The organism is Pseudomonas sp. Irchel s3f19, assembly GCF_900187555.1.
Classification (GTDB): domain Bacteria; phylum Pseudomonadota; class Gammaproteobacteria; order Pseudomonadales; family Pseudomonadaceae; genus Aquipseudomonas; species Aquipseudomonas capeferrum.
This window is the reverse complement of record NZ_FYDW01000007.1, coordinates 149,599-174,413: the sequence shown is the minus strand read 5'-3', so window position 1 is coordinate 174,413 and position 24,815 is coordinate 149,599. Positions and strand designations below refer to the sequence as shown.

At 66.1% G+C, this 24,815-nt stretch carries 17 protein-coding genes; 6 read left to right on the top strand and 11 right to left on the bottom strand.

The window, feature by feature from the left end:
• Positions 1-56: 56 nt before the first annotated feature.
• From CKW22_RS18050 to CKW22_RS18040, 3 genes are read left to right on the top strand one after another with little or no spacing between them, the layout of a single operon-like run.
• Complete coding sequence (locus tag CKW22_RS18050) at positions 57-1,916, top strand: feruloyl-CoA synthase (protein WP_095064558.1); 1,860 nt, start codon at positions 57-59, stop codon at positions 1,914-1,916.
• Positions 1,913-3,160 (top strand): thiolase family protein, encoded by a 1,248-nt coding sequence (locus CKW22_RS18045; RefSeq protein ID WP_095064557.1) that lies wholly within the window; start codon positions 1,913-1,915, stop codon positions 3,158-3,160. Before CKW22_RS18050 ends, CKW22_RS18045 begins: the two co-directional genes overlap by 4 nt.
• A gap of 13 nt (positions 3,161-3,173) precedes the next feature.
• Positions 3,174-4,916 carry an acyl-CoA dehydrogenase gene (locus tag CKW22_RS18040; protein WP_047583395.1) on the top strand — a complete coding sequence of 581 codons (1,743 nt, stop codon included), beginning with the start codon at positions 3,174-3,176 and terminating at the stop codon, positions 4,914-4,916.
• A 167-nt stretch (positions 4,917-5,083) separates the two neighbouring features.
• On the opposite strand, the gene CKW22_RS18035 is transcribed toward CKW22_RS18040, so the two are convergent.
• The 11 genes from CKW22_RS18035 to CKW22_RS17985 form a co-directional block, all read right to left on the bottom strand.
• Complete coding sequence (locus CKW22_RS18035; protein ID WP_033698571.1) at positions 5,084-5,548, bottom strand: MarR family winged helix-turn-helix transcriptional regulator; 465 nt, start codon at positions 5,546-5,548, stop codon at positions 5,084-5,086.
• Positions 5,549-5,676: 128 nt separating this feature from the next.
• On the bottom strand, positions 5,677-7,530 hold the full coding sequence (locus tag CKW22_RS18030) for an ABC transporter ATP-binding protein (protein ID WP_095064556.1): 1,854 nt from the start codon (positions 7,528-7,530) through the stop codon (positions 5,677-5,679).
• 106 nt (positions 7,531-7,636) lie between these two features.
• Entirely contained in the window at positions 7,637-8,902 is a 1,266-nt protein-coding gene (locus CKW22_RS18025) for an MFS transporter (RefSeq protein WP_033698568.1), read from the bottom strand.
• Positions 8,903-8,935: 33 nt separating this feature from the next.
• Positions 8,936-9,997: a sugar phosphate isomerase/epimerase gene (locus CKW22_RS18020; protein WP_095064555.1), complete on the bottom strand. Its 1,062-nt coding sequence runs from the start codon at positions 9,995-9,997 to the stop codon at positions 8,936-8,938.
• Between the two features lie 113 nt (positions 9,998-10,110).
• Positions 10,111-11,616 (bottom strand): PLP-dependent aminotransferase family protein, encoded by a 1,506-nt coding sequence (locus CKW22_RS18015; RefSeq protein WP_095064554.1) that lies wholly within the window; start codon positions 11,614-11,616, stop codon positions 10,111-10,113.
• A 118-nt stretch (positions 11,617-11,734) separates the two neighbouring features.
• Positions 11,735-13,318 (bottom strand): sigma 54-interacting transcriptional regulator, encoded by a 1,584-nt coding sequence (locus CKW22_RS18010; RefSeq protein ID WP_095064553.1) that lies wholly within the window; start codon positions 13,316-13,318, stop codon positions 11,735-11,737.
• A gap of 12 nt (positions 13,319-13,330) precedes the next feature.
• Positions 13,331-14,104, bottom strand: a complete 774-nt coding sequence (locus CKW22_RS18005; protein WP_033698563.1) for an SDR family NAD(P)-dependent oxidoreductase — start codon at positions 14,102-14,104, stop codon at positions 13,331-13,333.
• A 53-nt stretch (positions 14,105-14,157) separates the two neighbouring features.
• Positions 14,158-15,342 carry an acetyl-CoA C-acyltransferase gene (locus CKW22_RS18000; RefSeq protein ID WP_095064552.1) on the bottom strand — a complete coding sequence of 395 codons (1,185 nt, stop codon included), beginning with the start codon at positions 15,340-15,342 and terminating at the stop codon, positions 14,158-14,160.
• Between the two features lie 33 nt (positions 15,343-15,375).
• A complete protein-coding gene (locus tag CKW22_RS17995; RefSeq protein WP_095064551.1) occupies positions 15,376-17,475 on the bottom strand; it encodes a 3-hydroxyacyl-CoA dehydrogenase NAD-binding domain-containing protein in 2,100 nt (699 codons plus the stop codon).
• Positions 17,476-17,559: 84 nt separating this feature from the next.
• A complete protein-coding gene (locus CKW22_RS17990) occupies positions 17,560-19,347 on the bottom strand; it encodes an acyl-CoA dehydrogenase C-terminal domain-containing protein (protein ID WP_033698559.1) in 1,788 nt (595 codons plus the stop codon).
• Between the two features lie 109 nt (positions 19,348-19,456).
• Positions 19,457-22,114, bottom strand: a complete 2,658-nt coding sequence (locus CKW22_RS17985; RefSeq protein WP_095064550.1) for a LuxR C-terminal-related transcriptional regulator — start codon at positions 22,112-22,114, stop codon at positions 19,457-19,459.
• A 575-nt stretch (positions 22,115-22,689) separates the two neighbouring features.
• On the opposite strand from CKW22_RS17985, the gene CKW22_RS17980 reads away from it, so the two are divergent.
• Genes CKW22_RS17980 through CKW22_RS17970 form a run of 3 tightly spaced genes read left to right on the top strand, consistent with a single transcriptional unit; the run spans position 22,690 to position 24,804 of the window.
• The gene (locus CKW22_RS17980; protein ID WP_047583386.1) at positions 22,690-23,739 is read left to right on the top strand and encodes a phosphotransferase family protein; all 1,050 of its coding nucleotides are present in this window, start codon (positions 22,690-22,692) and stop codon (positions 23,737-23,739) included.
• Positions 23,736-24,101, top strand: a complete 366-nt coding sequence (locus CKW22_RS17975) for a DUF6285 domain-containing protein (protein ID WP_095064549.1) — start codon at positions 23,736-23,738, stop codon at positions 24,099-24,101. Before CKW22_RS17980 ends, CKW22_RS17975 begins: the two co-directional genes overlap by 4 nt.
• Entirely contained in the window at positions 24,094-24,804 is a 711-nt protein-coding gene (locus CKW22_RS17970) for a histidine phosphatase family protein (protein ID WP_095064548.1), read from the top strand. Before CKW22_RS17975 ends, CKW22_RS17970 begins: the two co-directional genes overlap by 8 nt.
• Positions 24,805-24,815 lie beyond the last annotated feature (11 nt).

Sequence of the window (24,815 nt, the reverse complement as noted above, 5' to 3'; positions counted from 1 at the left end):
AGCGAATGCGCCTGGCGCCCCTCGGCCCTTGGCGCACTCACGCAGAGGTAGCCTTCATGGACTGCGAAACCCTCTCCGTTGCCCAGCGTGCGCCGTTGCGCGCCGTCAAGATCGGGCAGCCCCAGGTACAGGTGCGCCAACAGGGCGACGTGCTGTACCTGGACCCCGTGGAAACGCTCGATGCCTACCCTGCACGGCTGATGGAGCGCTTGCTGCATTGGGCGCAGCAGCGCAGCGAGCAGACGTTTGTCGCGCGCCGCGCTGCCGACGGGCAGTGGCAGCACATCACTTACGCCGCCATGTTGCAGCGTGTTCGACGGATCGCCACGTGGCTGCTGGGCCAAGGCCTGAGCGCCGAACGCCCGCTACTGATCCTCTCGGGCAACGACCTTGAGCACGTGCAACTGGCCACGGCCGCGCTGTATGCCGGTATTCCCTATTGCCCGGTATCGCCAGCGTATTCACTGTTGTCCCAGGATTTTGGCAAGCTGCGCCATATCGTCCAGACACTGCAACCGGGCCTGGTCTTCGCGGCTGATGCCGCCTACGGCAGGGCCATCGATGCGGTGTTCGAACCCTCGATTAACCTGGTGCTGGGCCAGGGCGAGCTGGCGGGTTGGGCGAGCACGCCATTCGCCGAGGTACTGGCCACCGTCGCCCAACCCTGTGCCGACCAGGCTTTTGCCGCCTTGCGCCCGGACAGCCTGGCCAAGTTCCTGTTCACCTCCGGCTCCACCAAGCTGCCCAAGGCGGTGGTCACCACCCAGGGCATGCTGTGTGCCAACCAGCAGATGCTGTTGCAGACCTTCCCGGAGTTCGCCGAAGTGCCGCCAGTGCTGGTCGACTGGCTGCCGTGGAACCACACCTTTGGCGGCAGCCACAACGTCGGTATCGTGCTGTACAACGGCGGCACGCTGTACATCGACGATGGCAAGCCGACGCCGCAGGGCTTTGCCCAGACGCTGCACAACCTCAAGGACATTTCCCCCACGGCGTACCTGACCGTGCCCAAAGGCTGGGAGGAACTGGTCAAGGCACTGGAGCAGGACCGCGCCCTGTGCGAGCGGTTCTTCCAGCGCATGAAGCTGTTCTTTTTCGCCGGTGCCGGGTTGTCCCAGGCCATCTGGGACCGCCTTGACGCCGTGGCCGTGGCCCACTGCGGCGAACGCATCCGCATGATGGCGGGGCTGGGCATGACCGAGACTTCGCCGTCGTGCACCTTCACCACCGGGCCGCTGTCGGTGGCCGGCTACATCGGCCTGCCGGCCCCGGGGTGCGAGGTCAAGCTGGTGCCGGTGGACGGCAAGCTCGAGGCGAGGTTTCGCGGGCCCCACGTGATGCCGGGGTACTGGCGCTCATCGCAGCAGACCCAGGAGGCGTTCGACGAAGAGGGGTTCTACCGCAGCGGTGATGCGGTGCGCCTGTGCGACCCCGGCAATCCGCAGTTGGGTTTGATGTTCGACGGGCGCATTGCCGAGGACTTCAAGTTGTCCTCCGGGGTGTTCGTCAGCGTTGGGCCGATGCGCACCCAGGTGATCTTGCAGGGTGCGCCCTATGTGCTGGATGTGGTGGTGTTGGGCCCGGACCGCGAATGCCTGGGTTTGCTGATCTTCCCGCGCTTGCCGGAATGTCGGCAGTTGTCCGGGCTTGGCGCCCAGGCCAGTGACGCCCAGGTGCTGGCATCGCCCGCCGTGCGTGACTGGCTGGCCAGCCTGCTGGCCACGCTCAACCGGGGCGCGACAGGCAACGCCAGCTACATCCGCTTCGCCGGCCTGGCCGCCGAAGCACCGTCCATCGACCGTGGTGAGATCACCGACAAGGGCTCGCTCAACCAGCGCGTGGTCCTGCAATTGCGGCACGGCCTGATCGACAGCCTGTATGCAGGGCCTGGGCCGTTGCGTGTAGACGCACCATGACGGCCCGGGGGCAGTTCCGCACGTTTGCGGCGACCGCGTTGCTAGAGGGCATCCGTACGCCGTGGGTCGATATCAATGGCGCATTCGGCCTGGTCTCGCCGACCGACCTGGGCATCAAGGCCGGCCGCGCGGTGTTGCAGCGTGCCAGGCTCGATGCCGGCGAAGTCGACAGCGTACTGGCCGGCTCCATGGCCCAGGCAGACTTCGATGCCTACATGCTGCCCAGGCATATCGGGCTTTATTGCGGTGTCGACCAGGCAGTGCCGGCGCTGATGGTGCAACGGATCTGCGCCACCGGTTTCGAGCTGCTGCGCCAGGCTGGTGAGCAGATTCAGGCGGGGGAGGCGGGCACCGTGCTGTGCGTGGCCGCCGAGTCGATGTCGCGTAACCCGATTGTCGCCTACACCCACCGTGGCGGGTTCAAGCTGGGCGGCGAGGTCGGCTTCAAGGACTTTCTGTGGGAGGCATTGTTCGACCCTGCGGTGGGCATCAGCATGATCCAGACCGCCGAGAATATCGCCCGGCAATACCGCATCCCCCGCGAGGCCGTAGACGCCTGGGCTGCCATGAGCTTTGCGCGGGCCATGGAGGCGCGGGCGCGCGGGTGGTTCAGCGACGAATGCGTCAGCGTCTGCAGCGAAGTGTTCGAAGCGCCCGGCTTGCTGGCGCGCGGTATTCGCCTGCCGCGTGGCGTTGAAGCTGTCACTGAAGACAGCCACCCACGTGCGACCGCGTTCGAACGTCTGCAGCAACTGCCCGCGCTTTACCCGCAGGGGGTGCAGACTGCGGGCAACAGCTGTGCGGTGGCGGATGGGGCGGCGGCGGTGTTGATGTGTTCGGCCGACGCGCTGGTCGGGCATACGCCTTTGGCCTGGTTGCGGGCCAGCAGTGTGGTGGGCGTGGCGCCCGAGGTGATGGGGCTGGGCCCGGTACCGGCCATCCGCTTGCTGCTGGCGCGGGCTGGGCTGGCGCTGGACGACATTGCCTGCTTTGAAATCAATGAAGCCCAGGGGGCACAGATCGTAGCGGTGCAGCAAGCGCTGGGCATTGCCCCCGAGCGGTTGAATGCCTGCGGCGGCGCTATCGCCTTGGGCCATCCGCTGGCCGCTACCGGCCTGCGCCTGGTCATCAGTGTGGCCCGGCAACTGCGCGCCAGTGGCCAGCGTTTTGGTGTGGTCTCGGCCTGCGTCGGCGGCGGCCAGGGCATGGCCTTGCTGCTGGAAAACCCGCTGGCCATGGTTTGACAAGGAGTTTCACGTGCACAGCTATCGCGCTCCGCTGCAAGACATCCGTTTTGTGATCGATCATTGGCTGCAGGCACCGGCGGCGTGGGCCGAATGCGAGCGCTTCGCTGGCGTCGACAGTGCCCTGGCGCAACAGTTGCTGGAGGAGGGCGCGCGCTTTGCAGAACAGCAACTCGTGCCGCTGAACAGGCCCGGTGATCGCGAAGGCTGCCGGTTCCAGGACGGCCATGTGAGCACGCCAACCGGGTTTCGCCAGGCTTACCAGCGTTATGTGGACGGCGGCTGGCCAGGCTTGGCCTGCGCGCAGGCGCACGGCGGGCAGGGCCTGCCGCTGCTGCTCGGCGCTGCGCTGCACGAAGTGATCTACGCCTGCAACCATGGCTGGGCCATGTACAGCGGCATTGCCCATGGCGCCTACGAATGCCTGCGTCAGTTTGGCTCTGCCGAGCTTCGCCAGGCCTGGCTTGGCAAAATCGTCAGCGGTGAGTGCCTGCCCACCATGTGCCTGACCGAACCCCAGGCCGGTAGCGATGTGGGGCTGCTGCGCACACAGGCGCGGGTAGATGAAGCCGGGGCTTATCGGCTGACCGGCAACAAAGTATTCATTTCCGGCGGCGAGCACGACCTGACCGACAATATCCTGCACCTGGTGCTGGCGCGGTTGCCCGATGCGCCCGCAGGCAGCCGTGGGATTTCGCTGTTTCTGGTACCCAAGCTGACTGAGCAAGGCCGGCTCAATGGCGTTCATTGCACCGGCATCGAACACAAGATGGGTATTCACGCCAGCGCCACCTGCAGCCTGAGCTTCGACCAGGCCGAAGGCTGGCTTGTCGGCGAGCCGCAGGGTGGCTTGGCAGCGTTGTTCGTGATGATGAACAGTGCCCGTACCTACGTGGGCCTGCAGGGCTTGGCCCATGCCGAAAGCGCTGGCCAGCGCGCCTTGGCGTATGCGCAGGCGCGCCTGCAGATGCGCGCGGTGCTACGCCCCGAAGGTGCATTGGCCGCTGCGGCGGACCCTGTGGCTTTTCACCCGGCCGTGCGCCAGGTGCTCTGGCAGTCTCGGGCGATGACCGAAGGCATGCGGGCCATCGGTTATTGGAGCGCCCACCTGATTGACCTTGCCGAGCAGGCGCAAGGCATGGCCCGGCAAGCGCTGGAGGCGCGCATCGCCTTGCTCACCCCGGTGGTCAAAGCCTTTTTCACCGAGCAAGGGTTTCAACTGGCCAGTGACGCGCTGCAGGTGTTCGGCGGTTACGGTTATGTTACCGAGTCGGGCATCGAGCAAACCGTGCGCGACAGCCGCGTGGCGATGATCTACGAGGGCACCAACGAGATCCAGGCCAACGACCTGTTGCTGCGCAAGGTCTTGGGCGATGGTGGCGAGGCCCTGCAAGCACTGTTGGCCCACGTGCTGGAAGAAGCAGGCCTGGCCAGCGACGCTGAAGGCATGCGCTGGGCGCAGCAGCTGCGCGTTGCCAGCGACGGCTTGCAGGCGTGGGTGGGTGGGCTTGTCGAGCACGATGACCAGGAGTACGCCTACCGCGCTGCGGGTGATTTTCTCCAGGCATTGGCAATGTTGTTGCTGGGCCATGCCTGGGCCCGGTCGGCGCGCCTGGCACTGGTGCACGCGGATCAACCGTTCTACCGGCGCAAACGCCAGACGGCGGCGTATTTCTTTGACCATCTGTGGTTGCGTTTTGCCTATCGGCTGCAGCGGCTGCACGCGGCGCAGCTGCCATTGCCGTTCGTGGGCTGACACCACCCTTCAAGCCCGCTCTGGAACCTGTGGGAGCGGGCTGGTCCCGCGAATGGGGCCACGCGGTGCCTGGCACCGGCTTAGCCGGTGTTCGCGGGACCAGCCCGCTCCCACAGGTTCTCTGCGCGACAGCGCAGTTCAAAGGGCTGGGCAACCCTTCCGGCAGCCTAATAAGCCTTGCGCAGCAGGGCGAGCAACTGCTGGCGCTCGTCATCATTCAGGTTGGCAGTGGCGGCGCGGTCGCTTTCTTCGGCGACGCCGTACAGCGTTTTCAGCAGCTTCTCACCCGCCTTGCTCAGGTACAGGCCATACGAGCGCTTATCTGCCTTGCTGCGCACCCGCAGGGCCAGCCCGGCTTCTTCCAGTTTGTTGAGCAGGGGCACGACCTGGGGCGGCTCGATGTTCAGCGCCTTGGCCAGCTCGGCCTGCGTGGGGCCGGGGTTCTGCGCGATGATCGCCAACGCGGAGAACTGTGCAGGCCGCAGTTCGTACGGTGTCAGGCAATCGACAAGGTGCTGGAACACCTTCATCTGCACGCGACGCAAGGCGTAGCCAACCAGGTCATTGAGGTCTGCCGGCGCGCTGGCCTCGCTGCCGTCGGCGCCCGATTGGAGTGCAGGGGAAGTCTTCATGCGGTCTCGTGTGTCAGGGGTGGTAGGGACAAAAATGATTAACAAGTATAACCGATGCCGAGCGCCTGCAAACAGCGCCACCTTCCGGGTGAGGGGCAGCCTTCGCAACCGGCTGCCACCGCTCAGGCTTACTCCATGGCCTCCGCCACCCCCTGGTCCTCACCCAGGAACCCGCCACTCTGGTGCTGCCAGAGCCTGGCGTAGGTGCCGTTGCGGGCCAGCAGTTCGGCGTGGGTGCCTTGCTCGATGATGCGCCCCTCATCCATGACGATAAGCCGGTCCATGGCCGCGATCGTGGACAGCCGATGGGCGATGGCGATGACGGTCTTGCCTTGCATCATCTCGTTGAGGCTTTCCTGGATGGCGACTTCGACTTCCGAATCCAGCGCGCTGGTGGCTTCGTCGAGCAACAGGATCGGCGCGTTCTTGAGCATCACCCGAGCAATGGCAATGCGCTGGCGTTGGCCACCGGAGAGCTTGATACCGCGTTCACCCACCAGCGTGTCGTAGCCGCTATGGCCTTGCCGGTCGCTCAATTGTTCGATGAAGCCGTCGGCCTGGGCATTGGCCGCAGCCGTGCGGATTTGCGCGTCGGTTGCGTCGGGGCGGCCGTAGGCGATGTTGTCGCGGATCGAGCGGTGCAGCAGGGAAGTGTCTTGCGTGACCATGCCGATGGCGCTGCGCAGGCTGTCCTGGGTGACCTGGGCGATGTTCTGCCCGTCGATGCGAATCTCGCCGCTGTCCACGTCATAGAACCGCAGCAGCAGGTTGATCAGCGTCGACTTGCCGGCGCCGGAGCGCCCCACCAGGCCGACTTTTTCGCCCGCGCGGATGTTCAGGCTCAGGCCGTTGAGCACCTGCCGTTCACCGTTGTAGTTGAAGCTGACCTTGTCGAAGGCCACTGCGCCGCCGCGGGTTTCCAGCACGCTCGCGTTCGGCGCATCCTGCACCTTGGGGCCGCGGGTCAAGGTGGCCATGCCGTCCTGCACGGTGCCGATGTTCTCGAACAGGGCGGTCATCTGCCACATGATCCAGTGCGACATGCCATTGACACGCAAGGCCATGGCGGTAATCGCCGCCACGGCGCCGGTGCCTACCTCACCCTGGTGCCAGAGCCATAGGGCATAGCCGCCTGCGCCAAGGATCAAACCGACCACCAGGGCCTGATTGACGATCTCGAACTGGCTCACCAGGCGCATCTGGCGAAAGCCGGTTTGCTTGAAATCCTCCATCGCCGCACGCGCGAAGTGCGCTTCGCGCTTGGAGTGCGAAAACAGCTTCACGGTGGTGATATTGGTGTAGGCGTCGGAAATTCGCCCGGTCATCGATGAGCGCGCATGGGCCTGCTCCTGGCCGACTTTGCCCAGGCGTGGCACAAAGTACACCATCGCCAGCCCGAATAGCGCGACCCAGGCAATGAACGGCAGCATCAGCTTCAAGGCGAAGCCGCCCGCCAGGGCGATGATGGCGATGAAGTACACACCGATACCGGGGGCGATCTCGATGAGGGTGAACAGCACTTCGCGCACTGCCAGCGCCGTCTGCATCACCTTGGTGGTGACCCGGCCAGAGAACTCGTCGGAAAAGAACGACAGGCTTTGCCGCAGCATCAGGCGATGGAAGTCCCAGCGCAGGCGCAGCGGCAAATTGATCGCCAACACCTGGTGCTGCACCATCGTGCGCAGTGCCACCAGCCCGATACTGGTCATAAGCACGATGCCGATACCCCACAGCACGCTGCGTTCCTGCCCGGCTGCAGCGCCGCCGGCCTGCCAGGTCGAGAGCAGGTCGACGACCTGGCCAAGGAAGGAAAACAACCAGGCTTCGTAGATCGACACCGCCGCGCTGAGCAAGGCCAGCGCAAGCACATAGCCACGGGCACCACGCGTACACGCCCAGAGGAAGCGCAGCAGGCCGACCGGTGGCGGCGGCGCCTCGTCGGGTGGGAAGGGGTCTAGCCGTCGTTCAAAAACACCAAGCATGGTGGGCTCCCAAAAGGTTCAGTTGTACCGCGCGCTGGCGTCAGATGCCAGACCGACATGGAAACCGAACCCCTCAGGCTTGCCACTGGCCCATGCGCTGCGCGGGTCAGGCCTGCGCCGCACGCATCCCATCAGAGGCCACGGATTGCTTGCGCACTGCCCGATAGAGCAGGCTGGACACCATGAACCCTGCAAGGGCCAGCAGGCTCATCAAGGTGAAGACGACGGTATAACCCTGCTGGCCAGGGAAGTGGTCGAGGATCGCGCCGTAGATGACGTAGGCAAACATGCCGGGTGCGTAGCCGATCAGGCAACCGATGCCGAAGGCGGACCCGGTGATGTGCTGGGGTATGCCGACTTCACCCATGGGCGCCCAGAACACGCCGCGCATGGAGAACACGATCAGCGCAAAGGACAGGGTGGCGGCCATGCCGGCATAGATGAAGCCCGGGCTTTTGGGGATCAGCAGGATCACTGCCATCACTGGCAACAGCGCCAGAAATGCCCATTTCAGGTAGCGGCTGGTGCTTTTGAACTGTTTGTCGGCAATGAAACCGCCGGCAGGCCCGCCCAGGATCTTCAGGAAGTACTGGTTGATGATGCCGTAGGCACCCACCAACGCCACGGGCAAGCCGTACATTTCCTTGAGGTAGGGGATGAAGTAGGTCAGGCCGCAGTAGACGATGTAGACCATGAACACGTTCAGGCTGACCAGCCAGATCCCCGGTACCTTGATCGCTTCCATCAGGTTCGCCAGGCCGTTTTTCGGTTTGGCCACCGACGGCGCGTTGCCGCCTTTGAGCAGGAACCAGGTCAGGGTGCCGGCCAGCAAGTCGATCACCGAGTAGAACAGGATCGCCGACTTCAGGCCGTTTTCGCCCGAGCCCATGGCAACGAACACCCCCAGTGCGGCAAAGGCGACCAGTGTATCCACCACGCCACGCCCGCCTTCGAGCAGGCCGAACAGGCGCCCTTGCTCCTGGTCGTTACCCAGGTTGCGGATAGCCTTGAGCAGCGAGGGCCAGAACAGGCAATCGGCGCACACGGCCAGCAGGCTGAACACGATCAACAAACTGCTGAACGGGGGGAAGGTTGCCAGGTACACGCCCAGGCAACCGGTGCCGATTAGCCCGAGGGGGATCAGCTTGCGCGTCTCGAAGCGGTCGGCGAGCAGGCCGCCAACCACGAACAGGGCTGTGGCGATGACCGCGTTGGCACTGAGCAGCAGGCCGATTTCAGTGTGGCTCAGGCCCATGAATTCCTGCATGGGAACGTAGAAAGCGTCCTTCAGGTTCGCCAGCTTGTAGACGGTGCCGCCGCCCAGGATGAGGATCAGGAATCGGAGCCATTTGGCTTTGTTCTGGGATGTCATTGTTGTTCTCCGCAGGTAATCGGGTCGCCAGGGTCAAGCGTTGGCCAAGGTCAGCTCGGCCAGGGTGCGAAATTCGCCCAGCAGGCCGCGCACGTAGGCCACCTGGTTGTTGGCCCAACGGTGTTCGTCGGCCAGCATGCGCGCCAGGGTGAAACCGGCAGGCAGCGGGGTTTCGCTCATTTCCCGATAAGCGATGAAGGGGTCGGCCGCTTCCTGCTGCTGGCGGAAGGCCGGGGCCACGTAGTGGTTTTCCTGTTCGAGGATGAAGGCGATCACCTGCGGGGCTGTGTCGCCCAGCATCAGCAATTCGTACAGCATGCGTGCACTGGGCAGGTCGTCCTCGGCGCTGCCCTGCAGCACGCCGTAATGGCCGAAGCCGTTCTGTTCGGCGACGATGCGCACCCCCTTGAGGTGGCTTTGGCGGATGTGCGGCGCCAGGTTGCGCAGGGCTTGCAGCGGCTGTTCGCAGGCATTGATCATGTTGCCGAAGTCGAACAGGGCATGCAGGCGTGGGTGGTCGAGGCGCTTGAGCAGTTGGGCGATCTCGTCGCTCTTGAGCTCTTCGTGCTGCTCGAAGTCAAAGTACAGGTCGTGGGCGTCGGCCTGTTGCGCCAGGTAGTGCAGGTCGCTCTCGATGATGTCCATGACCCGCGACAGCGTGCCCTCGTAACGCGAGTAGACGCGGATGTTGCGTACCCCCAGGGCCTTGGCGATGGCGATCACCTGGTCGACATCCTGTTTCAGCGTGCTGCTGATTTCCACGTGCACGTCCAGCCCCAGTGCCTGGGCCTTGTCGGCAAACGCCTGGAGCTGGCCGGGGGACATCTGGCTCAGGCTGTTCTGCTCGCCGTCGAGCACGTGCAGGCTCAGGCCTTGCAGTTCGTGGCGATAGGCGAAGTCCAGCAGGTCGGCGGGGGTGACGTGGCCGTGGGTGAGGTTGGTCAACAGCGGATAGGCGTGGGCAAACAGGCGCACCTGTGCAAGGCGTTCGAGCAACCGTTGGGCCAAGGCGGGCGTCAGCATGGGGGCTGCCGTGTGTTCGACCACGTTGTGGCTGAGCAAGGCGTTGAAACGTTCCTGGATCTTATTGTTCATTAGCGTCGTTCCTGGTTCAGACGCCGGGTTTTGCCGGCCCAGCCTTTATCGCGCCAGTCAGGAACGTTCGATAGATCCATTATCCATCAATCGATAGGACCACTTGCCCGGCCTCAAGCGTTGCCGGGCAGATACCCCAGTGCGCGCAGGGCCCGGGCCAGCGCCTCGACCCGCGTCGCGGCCTGGTTTTCAGGCGTGCCGGCAAAGCCGATCAGCAGCGCCGGCGGTTGCGCATGGGCGATGCTGTAGTCGCTCAAGGGGTAGGTGTGGATGCCATGCTCGGCCAGTTGCCGGGCGATGTCTGCGTCGCTGAGGTGGGTGGGCAACCAGGCGATCAAGTGCATGCCGGCATCGGCCGGGGTGAGGGTGAAGAAGCCGCCAACCTGCAGTTCAAGTTGTTCGATCAACGCCTGCTGGCGCGCCTTGTACAGGCCGCGTATGCGGCGGATGTGGCCAATGAAGTGACCTTGGGCCATGAAGTCTGCGGTGGTTGCCTGCAGCAGCGTCGGCGGGCTGCGGTCCATGACTGCACGCAGGGTGCAGAAGGGCTCGACCAGCGCCGGCGGCAGAATCACGTAGCCCAGCCTGAGTGATGGAAACAGCACTTTGCTGAAGGTGCCGACATAGATCACCCGGGCCATCTGGTCCAGGGCGTACAGCGCGGGCAGCAGGCGGCCGCTGTAGCGCAACTCGCTGTCGCAATCGTCCTCGATGATCCAGCTCTGTTGCTGTGCGGCCCAGTCGATCAGTGCCTGGCGCCGCGCATAGCTCAAGGTGACGCCCAGCGGGTGCTGGCGCGAGGGTGTGCAAAACACCAGCCGCGCCTCAGGGCACTCGCTCAGCCCTTGTTCGACATCGATTCCGTCAGGGTCGACACGCAACGCCGTCACCCGTGCCCCTTGCGCCTGCAACGCAATGCGCGCGGCGATGTGCCCCGGGTCTTCCATCCACACGCTGTCCTGAGGGTTGAGCAACAGCATGCCCAGCAGGTTGAACGCTTGCTGCGCGCCGGACACGATCACCACCTGCCCGGCCTCGCAGTCAATGCCACGGGCATCGAACACGTACTCGGCGATCGCGCTGCGCAGGGCGTGCAAGCCTTGCAACTCGCCGTACCCCAGCATCGCCTTGGTGGGTTTGAGCAGGTGCTGGTTCATCAGGCGTCGCCAGACCGCCTGGGGGAACGCTTCATAGGTGCTGTGGCTGGGCAGGAAAGACGTCGGTGTGGCGGGGTCCCAATCGGCGTACGAAATGCCGCGAAAATGGTCGCTACGCAGCGACAGCATCGACTGGCTCAGGTCGGACAGGCGCGGTGGCGGCTGCTGTTGCTCGGCCTGGCCGCCCCGGCTCTCCCACTCGCTGCCGACATAGGTGCCGGCGCCGGTGCGCGAGGCCAGGAAACCTTCGGCAATCAACTGATCGAACGCGTTGAGAATGGTGATTCGCGACAGCCCCAACTCGTGGCTCAACGTACGGGTCGAGGGCAGGCGGACGCCGCCCTGCATCCTGCCGTTGAGTATCTGCTTGCGAATCTGCAGGTACAGTTGGCGGTACAGGGGAAGGGGGCTGGCGCGGTCCAGCTCGATGGCCGACAGCAGCAAACCTGCGGCAGTTTTCATGGCATGTTCGTCTGCGGGGGAAGTAATTGAGCCTGAAACCCTCAGGCCTGCAGAAGCCAAGGGTATCGGGCGTTACGCGATAAGTCATCCGTAAGCTGAGCATGGCTGTGCTCGCCGCTCAGGGCTGCGCCCGCAGCCGCCGCCACAGGGTGCTGCGGCTGACGCCCAGGCTACGTGCGGCTTGCTCCATGTTGCCGTCGTAGCTGGCCAGCGTACGCCGGGCATGCGCCGCCTCGGCGGCCTTGCCCAGGCTGCGCAGGTTGTCGTTGACGGTCAGTGGCTGGGTGGGGGCCTGCGGCTGTTGGAAAAACTCCGGGAACAGGCTGGCCAGGGCGATGCCATCGGCGCCCTCCAGGGCGGGGGCACACAGGGCGGCGCGCTCGGCAATGTTGTCCAGCTCACGGATGTTGCCCGGCCAGCTGTGGCGCAGCAGCATGGGCAGCAGCGGCTGCAACTGCGGTGCGCCAAGCCGTGTTGTGCCGTGCCGGGCGAGCAGCGCTTCGAACAGCGGCAGGATGTCTTGAACCCGCTCACGCAGGGGCGGCACCACCAGGCGCAGGATGTTCAACCGGTAGAACAGGTCGGCGCGAAACTGCCCGCTGGCGATGCGCGCAGGCAAGTCGCAATGGGTGGCGGCAATCACGCGGATATCCACTGGTGTCGGCTCGCAGGCGCCCAGGCGCAGCACCTCGCGCTCCTGCAGCACGCGCAGCAGGCGGGTTTGCAGGGCCACGGGCATGTCGCCGACTTCGTCGAGGAACAGCGTGCCACCGTGGGCCAGCTCGATCAGGCCAGGCTTGCCACCCTTGCGCGAGCCGGTGAACGCGCCATCTTCATGGCCAAACAGCTCGCTTTCGAGCAACGACTCAGGCAAGGCCGCGCAGTTGATGGCCACGAACGGCCCCGGCTGGCGGGCGCTGGCGTGGTGCAGGCTCTGCGCCAGCCATTCCTTGCCGGTGCCGCTTTCACCGGTGATCAGCACCGTGGCGTTGCTGGTGGCGTAGCGCTGCGCCAACTGCACGGTCGCGCGAAACGCCGGGGCGTCGCCGAGCAACTGATCGAAACGATAGCGGGTGGTGAACGGCTGTGGGGTGGGCGGCTTGCGCGCGCGCCGGGACCGCGCGCGCAGGCGGTCGAAGGCCTGGCGCAGGCTGTCGCTGTCCAGGGCGAGCACGCCTTCGGCGCCGGCCGCATCAGCCAGCTGGCAGACCGTAGGCGAACCGATGATGACTTCGACGCCGTCCTGCACCAGGCGCTCGACCTGCACCCGGGCTTGTTCCAGGCTGGTATAGGTGTGTTGCTGAACCCGCAGGTCGAACAGTGGCGGCGGGGTGGCCGGACCGGGGTGCTGGCCAAAGTTGAGCACGCCGACCCGCTTGGCGCGGCGGCGGGCCAGGGTGAGGGCGCGGGCCAGGTCGCATTGGCCTGGGTGCAGGGCCAGCACTTTGGTCGTCAGGTGCTGGCGCAAGTACTCGGCGACGGCACCGGAACACAAAATGATGTCTGCCCGCTGGTGGCGGTCCAGGTCGCGCGCCAGCGGCAGCAGTTCGGCCAGGGTGGTTTCGATCACCTCGATATGGGCCTGCTGGCGGTAGTCGGCGCTGACCTGTTCGATCAGGCGCGCCATGCGGCTGGGGGCCGGTGGCTGGCGCAAGTGGGTGACCAGCGCGACCACGCGTGGCAGGTAGGCGGCAACGGGCATGCAGGCTCCTTGCTATAACGGGTTGACCAGGTGCCCGCCATCCACGGCCAGGACACTGCCGGTCATGAAGCCACCGGCGTCACTGGCCAGCAACAGCACAGGTCCGTCCAGCTCGCTCAATTGGCCCAGACGCCGCATCGGCACGTGATCCTTGATGTAGCCCTGGCCGGCCTCACTGTCGAAGTAGGCCTCGTTCATTTCGGTCTTGAAGTAACCCGGGGCGATGGCATTGACCCGGATCCGGTGGCGGGCCAGCTCCAGCGCCATGGCCTTGGTCAACTGCACCACACCGGCCTTGGCCGTGCAGTAGTGGCTCAGGCCGGTGCCAACACGCAGGCCCAGGATCGAGGCGATGTTGATGATGCTCCCGGCGCGGCCGGCCTTCACCAGGCGCTGGCTGGCGCATTGCGCCACATGAAACACGCCGTCGAGGTTGGTCGAGAGCATGTGCTGCCAGTCCTGCCCGCTCAGTTCGAGGAAGCGCCCAGGGTCGCCGATGCCGGCGTTGTTGATGACCACATCGACCACGGCAAAACGCGCCTCGGCCTGGTCGAACGCCTGTTCGACACTGTCGCGCCGGGTGACATCGAGCACCACGGCCAACGCTTCTCCGCCTTGGGCTTGAAGTTGTTCGACCAGCGCCTGCAAGCGCTCGGCCCGGCGCGCCGCCAGCACCACGCGGGCGCCTGCGGCCTGGGCCAGGCGCGCGAAGTGGGCACCCAGGCCGCTGGAGGCACCGGTCACCAGCACGGTCTTGCCGGCCAGGGTAAAGGGGGTAGCTAGCATGGTTTCTCCTTGTTCGATGATCAAGCTGGGACTTGTGGAGGGCTGGGGTTTCTTCACAGCACTTCGAACAGGCCGGCCGCACCCATGCCGCCGCCTACGCACAGGGTCACCACCACATAGCGCACCCCGCGCCGTTTGCCTTCGAGCAGGGCATGCCCGACCATCCGCGCGCCGCTCATGCCATAGGGGTGACCGATGGCGATGGCCCCCCCGTTGACGTTCAGGCGCGCCGGGTCGATGCCCAGTTTGTCGCGGCAGTACAGCACCTGGCAGGCAAAGGCTTCGTTCAGCTCCCACAGGCCGATGTCGGCGACCTTCAGCCCGTGTTGCTTGAGCAGGCGCGGCACCGCATACACCGGGCCGACGCCCATCTCTTCCGGTGCCAGGCCGGCCACGGCGATGCCCCGATAGAGGCCCAGCGGCCTGAGGTTGCGCTGTTCGGCCAGGCGCGCATCCATCAGCACGCAGGCGCTGGCACCGTCGGACAGCTGGCTGGCATTGCCAGCGGTGATACAGCCGCCCTCGACCACCGGCTGCAAGCCTGCCAGGTCGTCAAGGCGAGTCTGCGGGCGGTTGCCTTCATCTTGCGTCAGGGTCACCTGGCGGTAGCTGACTTCGCCGGTGTGCCTGTCCTTGATCCTCTGCTGGGCGGTCACTGGCACGATCTCGGCCTCGAACAGCCCGGCTTGCTGGGCGGCGGCAGTGCGCAACTGCGATTGCAGGGCGTAGGCATCCTGCGCAGCACGGCTGATACCGTAGCGTTGGGCAACATGCTCGGCGGTGTGCAGCATCGGCATGTAGGCGTGCGGTACCTGTTGGATGACCGCGTTGTCTTGCTCGGCCAAGGCCCATTCGAGGTTGCGCACCTGCACCGCGCTGATGTTTTCCTGGCCGGCGCCGACGGTAACGTGCATGCCATCGACAATGATCTGCTTGGCGGCGGTGCCAATCGCCATCAGCCCGGAGGCGCATTGCCGGTCCAGGGTCTGGCCACTCACCGAAACCGGCAGGCCGGCCGCCAGCGCGCTCATGCGGCCCAGGTTCCAGCCGGCGGTGCCAGAGGGCATCGCGGTGCCCATCACCAGGTCTTCCACTTCGTCGGCGGCGATGCCGGCGCGGGCAACGGCAGCCTTGATGGCATGGGCGGCCAGGCTGGGTGAGCGCAGGTTGTTGAGGGCACCGCGAAAGGCCTTGCCAATCGGGGTGCGGGCGGTCGAGAGAATGACGGCTTCTTTCATCAGGGTTTCCTTGTTGGCGAGGGTTTTTGCAGCTCAGTGGCCTTGCACGCGCAGCTTGCCGCTGCCGGCCAGGCGCCGTAGCAAGGGCGCTGGCTGCAGCCACAGTTGGCCATAGGCGCCGAGGCGCTCGCGCAGTTGCTCAATGCCTGCCAGCACGTTGTCCAGGCCCAGGTCGCGGGCATAGTGCAGCGGGCCGCCACGCCAGGCAGGGAAGCCGTAGCCGTTGGTCCAGACCAGGTCGATGTCGCCACTGCGCAAGGCGATACCTTCGTCGAGCAGTTGCAGGCCTTCGTTGATCAGCATGAACAGGCAGCGGTCGTGGATTTCTGCGTCACTGATGCTGCGCCGGTTGATGCCCAGCTTGCCGGCCAGTCGCGCTGCGATCTGCACCACCTCGGGGTCTTCGATGCGCTCGCGGCCTTCGTAGCGGTAGAACCCGCGCCCGCTCTTCTGGCCATGGCGGCCCAGGCTGTAGAGTTCGTCGGCCAGGCGGAAGTAGCTCGGGTCGTGGGCCAGTTCGTTGCGCCGCGCCTGCCGCACCAGGTAGCCCACATCGATGCCGGCCAGGTCGTACATGGCGAATACCCCCATGGCCAGGCCCAGGTCGGTGAGCACCTTGTCCACCTGGGCCGGCGAGGCGCCTTCGAGCACCAGGCGATGGGCTTCGCGGGCGTAGGGTTCGAGCATGCGGTTGCCGATGAAGCCGAAGCACACGCCAGACACCACCGGCAGCTTGCCGATGCGCTTGGCGATTTTCAGCGTGGTGGCCAGTACGTCGCGCGCCGTGGCCCGGCCACGTACCACTTCGAGCAGGCGCATCACATGGGCCGGGCTGAAGAAGTGCAGGCCGACCACGTCTTGCGGGCGGCGGGTGCTGGCGGCGATGCGGTCGACATCCAGGGTCGAGGTGTTGCTGGCCAGGATCGCGCCGGGCTTGCACACCCGGTCGAGGGTGCGAAACACCGACTGCTTGATCGACAGGTCCTCGAATACTGCCTCGATCACCAGGTCAGCGTCAGCCAGGTCGGCATAGTCGAGGGTGCCTTGCAACAGGCTCATGCGCTGTTCGAGTTGCGCGGGGGTCAGCTTGCCGCGGGTGATGCTGCTTTCGTAGTGTTTGCGGATCTGTGCCAGGCCACGGTCCAGTGCCTCGGGCTTGAGCTCCAGCAGGCGCACCGGCAGGCCCGCGTTGATGAAGTTCATGGCGATGCCGGCGCCCATGGTGCCGGCGCCGATCACGGCGACCTGAGCGATGCTGCGCAGCGCGGTGGCAGCGTCGATACCCGGCACTCGCAAAGCCTCGCGTTCGGCGAAGAACTGGTGACGCAATGCCGTGGCCTGGGGGTCTTGCAGGGCTTCGCGGAACAGTGCTTGCTCGCGTGCCAGGCCCTCGGCCAAGGGCAGCTCGCAGGCCGCGCGCAGCGCTGCCAGCACCCGCAGCGGTGCCCGTTGGCCGGGTTTGCGTACAGCCAGTTGCGCCGCGTGCGTGTCGAAGAAGTCATCGGCCAGGCCCTGTGACAGCGGCGCAGGCGTGAGCGCAGGGGCGGGATGCGCGAGCTGCCTGCGGGCAAAGGCGCAGGCCTGTTCGAGCAGGTCCTGGCCGGGCTCTACCAGGTGGTCCACCAGGCCCAACGTCAGGCCCTGGCGGGCATCGATCGGCTCGCCGCCGAGCATCAGTGCCAGGGCGGGTGCCACGCCGATCAGCCGTGGCAGGCGCTGGGTACCCCCGGCACCGGGCAGCAGGCCCAGGCGCACCTCCGGCAAGCCCAGGCGGGCAGTGGCGCTGGCGACCCGGTGGCTGCAGGCCAGGGCCAGTTCCAGGCCGCCACCCAGGGCCACACCGTCGAGCGCGGCGATCAGCGGTTTGCTGAAGCGGGCCAGTTCATCCAGCAGTTGGGGTAGGGCGGGTTGCTGCCAGGTGCGTGGGCTGCCGAATTCGCTGATGTCGGCGCCGGCACTGAACGGCAGGTGGTGCCCATGCAGGATAATGGCCTTCACTTCAGGGTCGGCGGCGGCCCGTGTGCAAGCCTGCATCAGCGCCTGGCGCAGGCCGTGGCCGAGGGCATTGACCGGGGCGTTGCACAGGCCGATCAGGGCCAGTTGGTTGTCGCGACGGTAGTCGATCAGTTGCATGGGAACCTTCTTGTGAGTGTCCTGGAAAAACAGGTGGTGGCCCGGAGCCTTGGCCACCACCGGAAAAACCGCTGCCGTGCAGGGTCAGCGGGCGAAGGCGCTGTCGCTGATGCGCATCAGGTTGTCACTGCCGGTGCGGATCAGCGTTTCGTGCAGGCTTGCCCTGGGCAGCAGGCGCTGCAGGTAGAAGCGCGCGGTCTCGCGTTTGCCCTGGTAGAACGCGACGTCCTCGCTGCCGGCCGCCAGTGCCTGTTCGGCGACGCAGGCGGCACGCAACCACAAGTAGCCAATCAAGGTGTAGCCGCAGAGCATCAGGTAGTCGTACGCGCTGGCACCAACCAGGTTGGCATCCGTGGCGCTGGCGTCGCGCAGCCACTCGCTGACCTCGCGCCAGGCGATCACACGGTCGTGCAAAGCCTGGGCGAGGTCGGCCGACGCCGAAGTGGTGTGGATGAAGGTTTCGATTTCAGCCAGCAGTTCGGACAAGGCCTCGCCGCCATCGGCCAGTACCTTGCGGGTCAGCAGGTCGATGCCCTGGATGGTGTTGGTGCCTTCGTAGATCGCGGTGATGCGCACATCGCGGGCGATCTGCTCCATGCCCCATTCGCGGATGAAACCGTGGCCGCCGAATACCTGGATGCCCAGCTGCGCCGCCTCGTTGCCGGTCTCGGTCAGGAAGCCCTTGGCAATCGGCGTGAGCAGGGCCAACCGGCGTGCTGCCGCCTGGCGCACGCCCGGGGTGGCGCCGTGGTGCAGCAGGTCGACGCCTTTGGCACAGGTGTAGGCGAGCATGCGACCGCCTTCGGCGTAGGCCTTCTGGGTCAGCAACATGCGCCGTACATCGGCGTGGCCGATGATCGGGTCGGCCGGCTGGTCGGCCCGCAGGCGCGGTGTGGTGCGCATCTGCAGGCGGTCGCGGGCATACGTCAGGGCACCCTGGAACGAAGCTTCAGCGTGGGCCTGGGCTTGTTGTGATACGGCCAGCCGCGACTCGTTGATGTAGGTGAACATGGCGTTCAGGCCACGGTTGGCCTCGCCCAGCAGGTAACCGGTGGCGCCATCGAAATTGAGCACGCAGGTGGCGTTGCCGTGGATGCCCATCTTGTGCTCGATGGCGCCGCAGCTGACGCCGTTGGGTTGGCCCAGGTTACCGGCTTCATCCACCTGGCGCTTGGGCACGGCGAACAGCGAAATGCCTTTGACCCCCGCTGGCGCGCCTTCGATGCGTGCCAGCACCAGGTGCACGATGTTTTCCGTCAGGTCGTGCTCACCCGCCGAGATGAAGATCTTGCTGCCGTTGATGCGGTAGCTGCCGTCGGCCTCGGGCCGGGCGCTGGTGCGCAGCAGGCCGAGGTCCGAGCCGCAGTGGGCCTCGGTCAGGCACATGGTGCCGCTCCAGCGGCCGGCAATCATCGGCGGCAATAAACGCTGGCGCAGCGCCGCGTCGGCATGCTCGCTGAGGGTGCTGATGGCGCCACCGGTGAGGTTGCCGTACATGCCCCAGGCGTGGTTGGCGCTGCAGACCATTTCGTGGTTGACGAAGCCCAGCGAAGGCGGCAGGCCCTGGCCGCCGTAGGCGGGGTCCTTGTCCAGGCCCAGCCAGCCATTGGCGGCGAAACGCTTGAAGGCATCGGCGAAGCCCGGCGGGGTGCTGACCTTGCCATCCTGCCATTGGCAACCGTGCTGGTCGCCGACGGCGTTGAGCGGCGCCAGTACCTGTTCGGCGAACTTGGCGCCTTCCTCGACGATGGCGGCGAAGGTGGCCGCGTCGGGGGCTTCGCAGCCGGCCAGCTGTTGATAGTGGCTGCTCAGGTCGAGCAGTTCCTGGGCAACGAAGGTGATATCGCGCAACGGGGCTTTGTAGCTGGGCATGCCGGACTCCTGGCTGGGTGGATTCGGCATGTTGTAGCAGGCAGGCCTGGGTGCCGCGTCCACCCCCCCGGTGGAATGGGGGGTGGAATCGGCGTTGCACGGGGTGGAGTCAGTTCAGCAGTTGCAGTTCGCGTGCCGAGCACAAGGCGCTGTCGCGGTCGACCACGTCGAGTTTGCGGAACAGGTTGTTGATGTGGGTCTTGACCGTGCTCAGGCTGATGAACATCGCTTCGGCGATCTGCCCGTTGCTCTGCCCACGTGCCATGCGTTGCAGCACCTCCAGCTCACGGCGTGACAATGGCACGATCAACGCGCTGTCGGCGTGCTCTCGGCCGGCCAGCAACGGGCGGAACAGGCTGTTGAGGCGTTCGCGTGGCGGTGCCGGGGCGGCCAGGGCCAGGCGTTCGCGAACCTGCGGCAGCAGGAGTTGGCGCAAGGCTTCGAGGAAGGCGTCGCCCTCGTACTGCAACAGTTGCCCGAAACCGTGCTGACACGCCAGTTGCAATGCTTGTTCCAGGCTGTGCAGGGCGTCGTCGTGGGCGCCGCGGTCCTGGTGCAGGGCCGCGTCGAGCAACAGGGTGTCGAGCAACAGCCGGCGGTTCAGCTGGGCCTGGGCCTGAGCCTGCAGTGTTGCCAGGATCTGCCGCGCCTTGTCCCGCTGCCCCAGGTGGCGCTGCACCCAGGCATAGGCCAGCCACTCCTCCGGCAGCAGCTGCTGGTCATACTGGCGGTTGCACCAGTGCCACTGGTCGAGCCAGCGAGGCAGGTAGTCCGGGTCGTTGTCGCGCAGCGCCAGGCGCGCCAGCCAGGCCCCGGCCTGGCGATACAGGGTGAACAAGCGGTACTGCAGGGCCAGGCGCCGCACTTCGGCCCAGCGCGCCTTGGCCTGGCTGGTCTCGCCCAGCGCCCAGTGCAGGCAGGCCTGGTGGTGGAACACCCAGGGCAGCGTGGCGCTGTGCGGGAAACCCAGGGCCAGCACTTCGGCCTGGGCCAAGGCGTGGCGCGCCTGGGTCAGCTGGTTGGCCTGCAGCAGCGCCAGCCCTTTACCCAAGTGCCGGAACAGTTCGTAGAAGCGCCCCGAGCTGCCGGCGGCGGGCAGTTCGGCCATGTTCTGCAGGCGCGCCCAGGCCGCTTCGCTGGCACCTTGGGCCAGCTCGATCTGGCCCAGCAGCAGTTGCAGCAAGTTGGTGTAGCCGCTCAGGCCGAAGCCCTGCAACTCGACCAGGGCACGGCTGGCTTCGGCGTGGGCCGGTTGCAGTTGACCCAGGGCCGCCAGGCAGTTGGCCCGGTCGAAATACAGCACCGAACGCGCCGCGTTGTGTTGCCCGAACTGCTGCAGTGCCCGCGCCGCAAGGGCCAGGCCGTGCGCCAGGTTGCCGCCCAGGTAGGCCAGGCGGCTGCGCAGGAACATCACCGTCTGCTGTACCCGCTCGGGGTGCCGCGGCACTGCCTGGCGACGCTGCAGGGCGTACAGCTGGCGAAGGCATTGGCACGCCTGGGCGATATCGTTGGTGACCATCACCGTGGAGGCTTCGGTCACCGCCAGGGTGAAGCTGTCGTTGCCGGCATGGCCGGCCACTTCGTCGAGTACATCGACCAGGGTGTTGACCTTGCCCTCGCGCAACAGCTCGAAGCCATGCCGGTCGACGATGCCGAGCACGGCATCCAGGTCTCTGGCCCGGCCGAACTGGTAGATCGCCTCGGTGTAGCGCCGCTGCACCAGCAGCCAGTTTGCCGCCTGGCGATGCAGCAGGCGCAGGCGCTGCGGGTCGCGTTGTTCGAGGCGCTGGTAGAGGCTGTTGCGCAGGGCAGGGTGGTAGCGGTATTCGGCGTGGCTGGCGTGCGGCACTTCGATGATCAGGTCCAGGCGCTGCAACTGGCGCAGCGCGGCCGCGACATCGGTGTCGGCGGCCAGTTCGCGAGCGAGGCCTGCATCGAACACCTGGGCCACGGCGGTATGTTCGAGAAAGCTGCGTAGCGCCGTGGGCAAGTGGCGCAGGCGTTCTTCTTCAAGAAACTGCCGGGCATGGGCATAGGCCTGGCGGGTGATCGGGCGCAGGTCGGCGGGTGGCTGGCCGGTACTGTGCAGTGCCTCGCGGTAGGCCTCGAACCAGAACAGCACGCCACTGGGCCAGCCCTCGCTGCCAGCGCGCAGTTGGTACAGCGCATCGCTGCCCAGCCTGACATCGCGGGCCAGTGCCAATTGCCGGGTCTCTTCGCTGTCCAGGGCCAGTTCACGGGCGCCCAGCAGCACCAGCCGACCGTTACGGCGCAGGTGGGCCAGCGGCAGTGGCGGTGGGCCTTCGCTGGCGGCAATCAGGCGCAGTGCCGCGGGCGGGTCGTGCAGCAGGGTGTCGAGGTAGTGCCAGGCCTGGGCGGCGTTGAGCAGGTGCAAGTCGTCGATCAGTAAGGTCACGGGTGCCTGGCGGGCTTCGAGGTCGGCCAGGATCTGGCTCCACAGCAGTTCGCCCTGGGGCGTGTCGCGCGCTTGCGCGGGCAACTGCAGCGCTGCGTGCAGGTGCAGCAGCAGGGCCAGGGGCTGGTTCTCGGCACGGGTCAGTCGCAGCCAGGCGAAGGGGCCTGCCAGGCGGCGGGCGAACTGGCCAAGCAATGTGCTTTTGCCATAGCCCAAGGGCGCTTGCAGGAGGATGACAGCGCCGTCGTCCAGCGCACTGGTCAGCTGGTCGAGCAACCGTATGCGCAGTAGGCCCTTGGGGGGATCTGCGGGCGGGCGCAGCTGGTTCGGTTTGAGCGCGGGAAGGTGCATGGCAAGCAGTGCTCCGTCGGGTCAGCCAGACATCCTAGCCGAGGGGGCGCTTGGTGCGTGGGAATTTTGGTTGTTGGTTGGGGGGGCGGGGTGTAGTCGGGGGATCAGGGGGCTGCAAGGCGCTTGGCTCAGGTGTTGAGGTGGGGCGTAAATCGAGCGCCGCCCGCGCGGCGCATCGCGACGCAAGGCCGCTCCTACATTTGTTTCGGGCCAGTGAGGTCTGTGGCATTGGCGCGCGAACGCCTTGTTTGTACGACGCGATATTGAGACAGGCACCCAGGGGCCGCGCGCAAATGCCTCAGGAATAATTGGCCCGAAACAGATGTAGGAGCGGCCTTGCGTCGCGATGCGCCGCGCGGGCGGCGCTCGATTTCATAGGCGCTGAAGATGTCGTGTCGAGCGTGCACCCCTGAACAACCGTTTCAAAAATGAAACCGCCCCGTTCAAACCTGCCCAGAACACCCCGCAAAACCATACCCAACCCATTGATAAACAAGACGTAACTAAATATCAAAAAACCTGGCAGTCATCTTGCTATTGCCCTGTTCACCTACGAACAGCCAACCGGACCGCCTATGCCAACCCGTCACCACGCGCCGCAACCCAGCGCTCGCCTCGACATCGCCAGCGCCCATGAGCCACTGTCTACCTACCTGACTCAGCAATTCGACACCCCGCCAGTGCACATCACCCGCAGTGAGCGGTTGTCAGGCGGTGCCATCCAGGAAAACTGGCTACTCGAAGCCGATGTCGCCGGCAAGCCCCAGCGTTGGGTCCTGCGCACTGACGCGGTGTCCGCTGTGGCCGCCAGCCTGAGCCGCGCGCAAGAGTTCGCGGTGCTCAGCGCCGTTCACCAGGCCGGCGTCAAGGTGCCCAAGCCACTCTGGCTGTGCCAGGACGTGCAGGTGATCGGCCGCAGCTTCTTCATCATGCAGGCCCTCGACGGCAATGCCAGCGGCCACCGCCTCACCCACGACCACGCCGCGCCTGAGGGCAACTCGGCGCTATGCCGGCAGTTGGGTGCCAACCTCGCGCGCCTGCATCAGTTGCGTCCGCCGCAACCGGCGCTGGCGTTTCTGCCCGCTGCAGCGCCTGACGCGGTGCAGGCCAGCGTCGATCAGTACCGTAGCTTTCTGGATGCCTTGCCAGGTAGCCATCCGACACTGGAGTGGGGCTTGCGCTGGTGCGAGCTGAACAAGCCTGCGCCCTTGCCCGCGTGCCTGATCCACCGCGACTACCGCACCGGCAACTACCTGGTCGAGGCCGGCGCGTTGACCGGCGTGCTGGATTGGGAGTTCGCCGGCTGGGGTGACCCGCGTGAAGACCTGGGCTGGTTCACCGCACGTTGCTGGCGGTTCGGCCGGCCGGACCTGGAGGCCGGCGGCGTCGGCCGCCTGGATGACCTGCTCGCCGGATACCGCAGCGTGTCGGCGCTGGAACTGGACCGCCAGGCGCTGCGCTTTTGGCAAGTCATGGCCCACCTGCGCTGGGCAGTGATCGCCCTGCAGCAGGCTCAACGCCACGTGTCGGGCCAGCAACGTTCGCTGGAGCTGGCGTTGACCGGGCGGATGGTCAGTGAACTGGAACAGGAAATCATCTTGCTCACCCGTGGAGGCCACGCATGAACCAGCCCGATGCCCATGACCTGCTTGTGACGGCGCACGAAGCCCTGCTCACGCACTTGCTGCCGGCGTTGCCGAAAGGGTTGCACTACGAAGGGCGGATGGTCGCCAGCGCCATGCTGATCGCCAGCCGCGAACTGGCGCAGGCAGCGGACTGTACCGAGGTCGAGCGCCAGGCCCTGGAGGCCTTGCTGGCACAGGGCGGCCAGGCAGTGACCGAGCTTGAGCAGGCCCGCGAGTGGCTAGCGCGGAACATTCGCCAAGGGGCCTACGATCAGCACGCTACGCGCTTGCTGGAGGCACTGCGGGCAATCAACCGGGCGCAGTTGAGCATCAGCAACCCCAAGGTGCTGGCCCATGACTGAATTGCCCGTACAGCGTCGCCGCTGCTATCTGGTTCGGCATGGCCATGTCGATTACTTCGACGCCGACGGCCGCCCACTCGACCCGCGCACTGTACCGTTGTCGGCGCAAGGCGTGGCCCAGGCCCAGGCGTTGGGCCGTGTGCTGGCGCACACTCGGTTCGACCGTGCGGTGTGTTCGGACTACCCGCGCACCCGCCAGACCCTCGACCAACTGCTGGGCCACCGCGCCCTGGAGGTGGAACAGCGCGCCGCCTTGCGCGAGGTGCGGGCCGGCCGCCTGCGGGAAATCCCCCTGGATTGCCTGTACCGCGAAGTGGCCCAGGCCTACCAAATGGCCGACCACCACGGCGCTGCCTTTCTGCGCGGTGAACCCTGGGCGGCGTTCCAGCAACGGGTATTAGACAGTTTCCAGCAATTGCTGGCTGAGCCCGGCTGGGCATCGCTGCTGCTGGTCAGCCACGACGCCGTCAACCGCATCCTGCTGGCCTGGGCCAGCGGAGCCGGGCTGGGCGGGCTTGCCGCCTTCGAACAAGACCCTGCCTGCCTGAACATCGTCGATATCGACATGGCGGGCGCGCAGGTAACCCACGCGTGCATACGCACACTCAACTACACCCCCTACGACCCCGGCAAGGCATCGATCGACAAGACCGTCATGGAGCAGTTGCATGCCGCCATCGACCCGCGTCGCCTGCACGCCTGAGCCTCTACAAG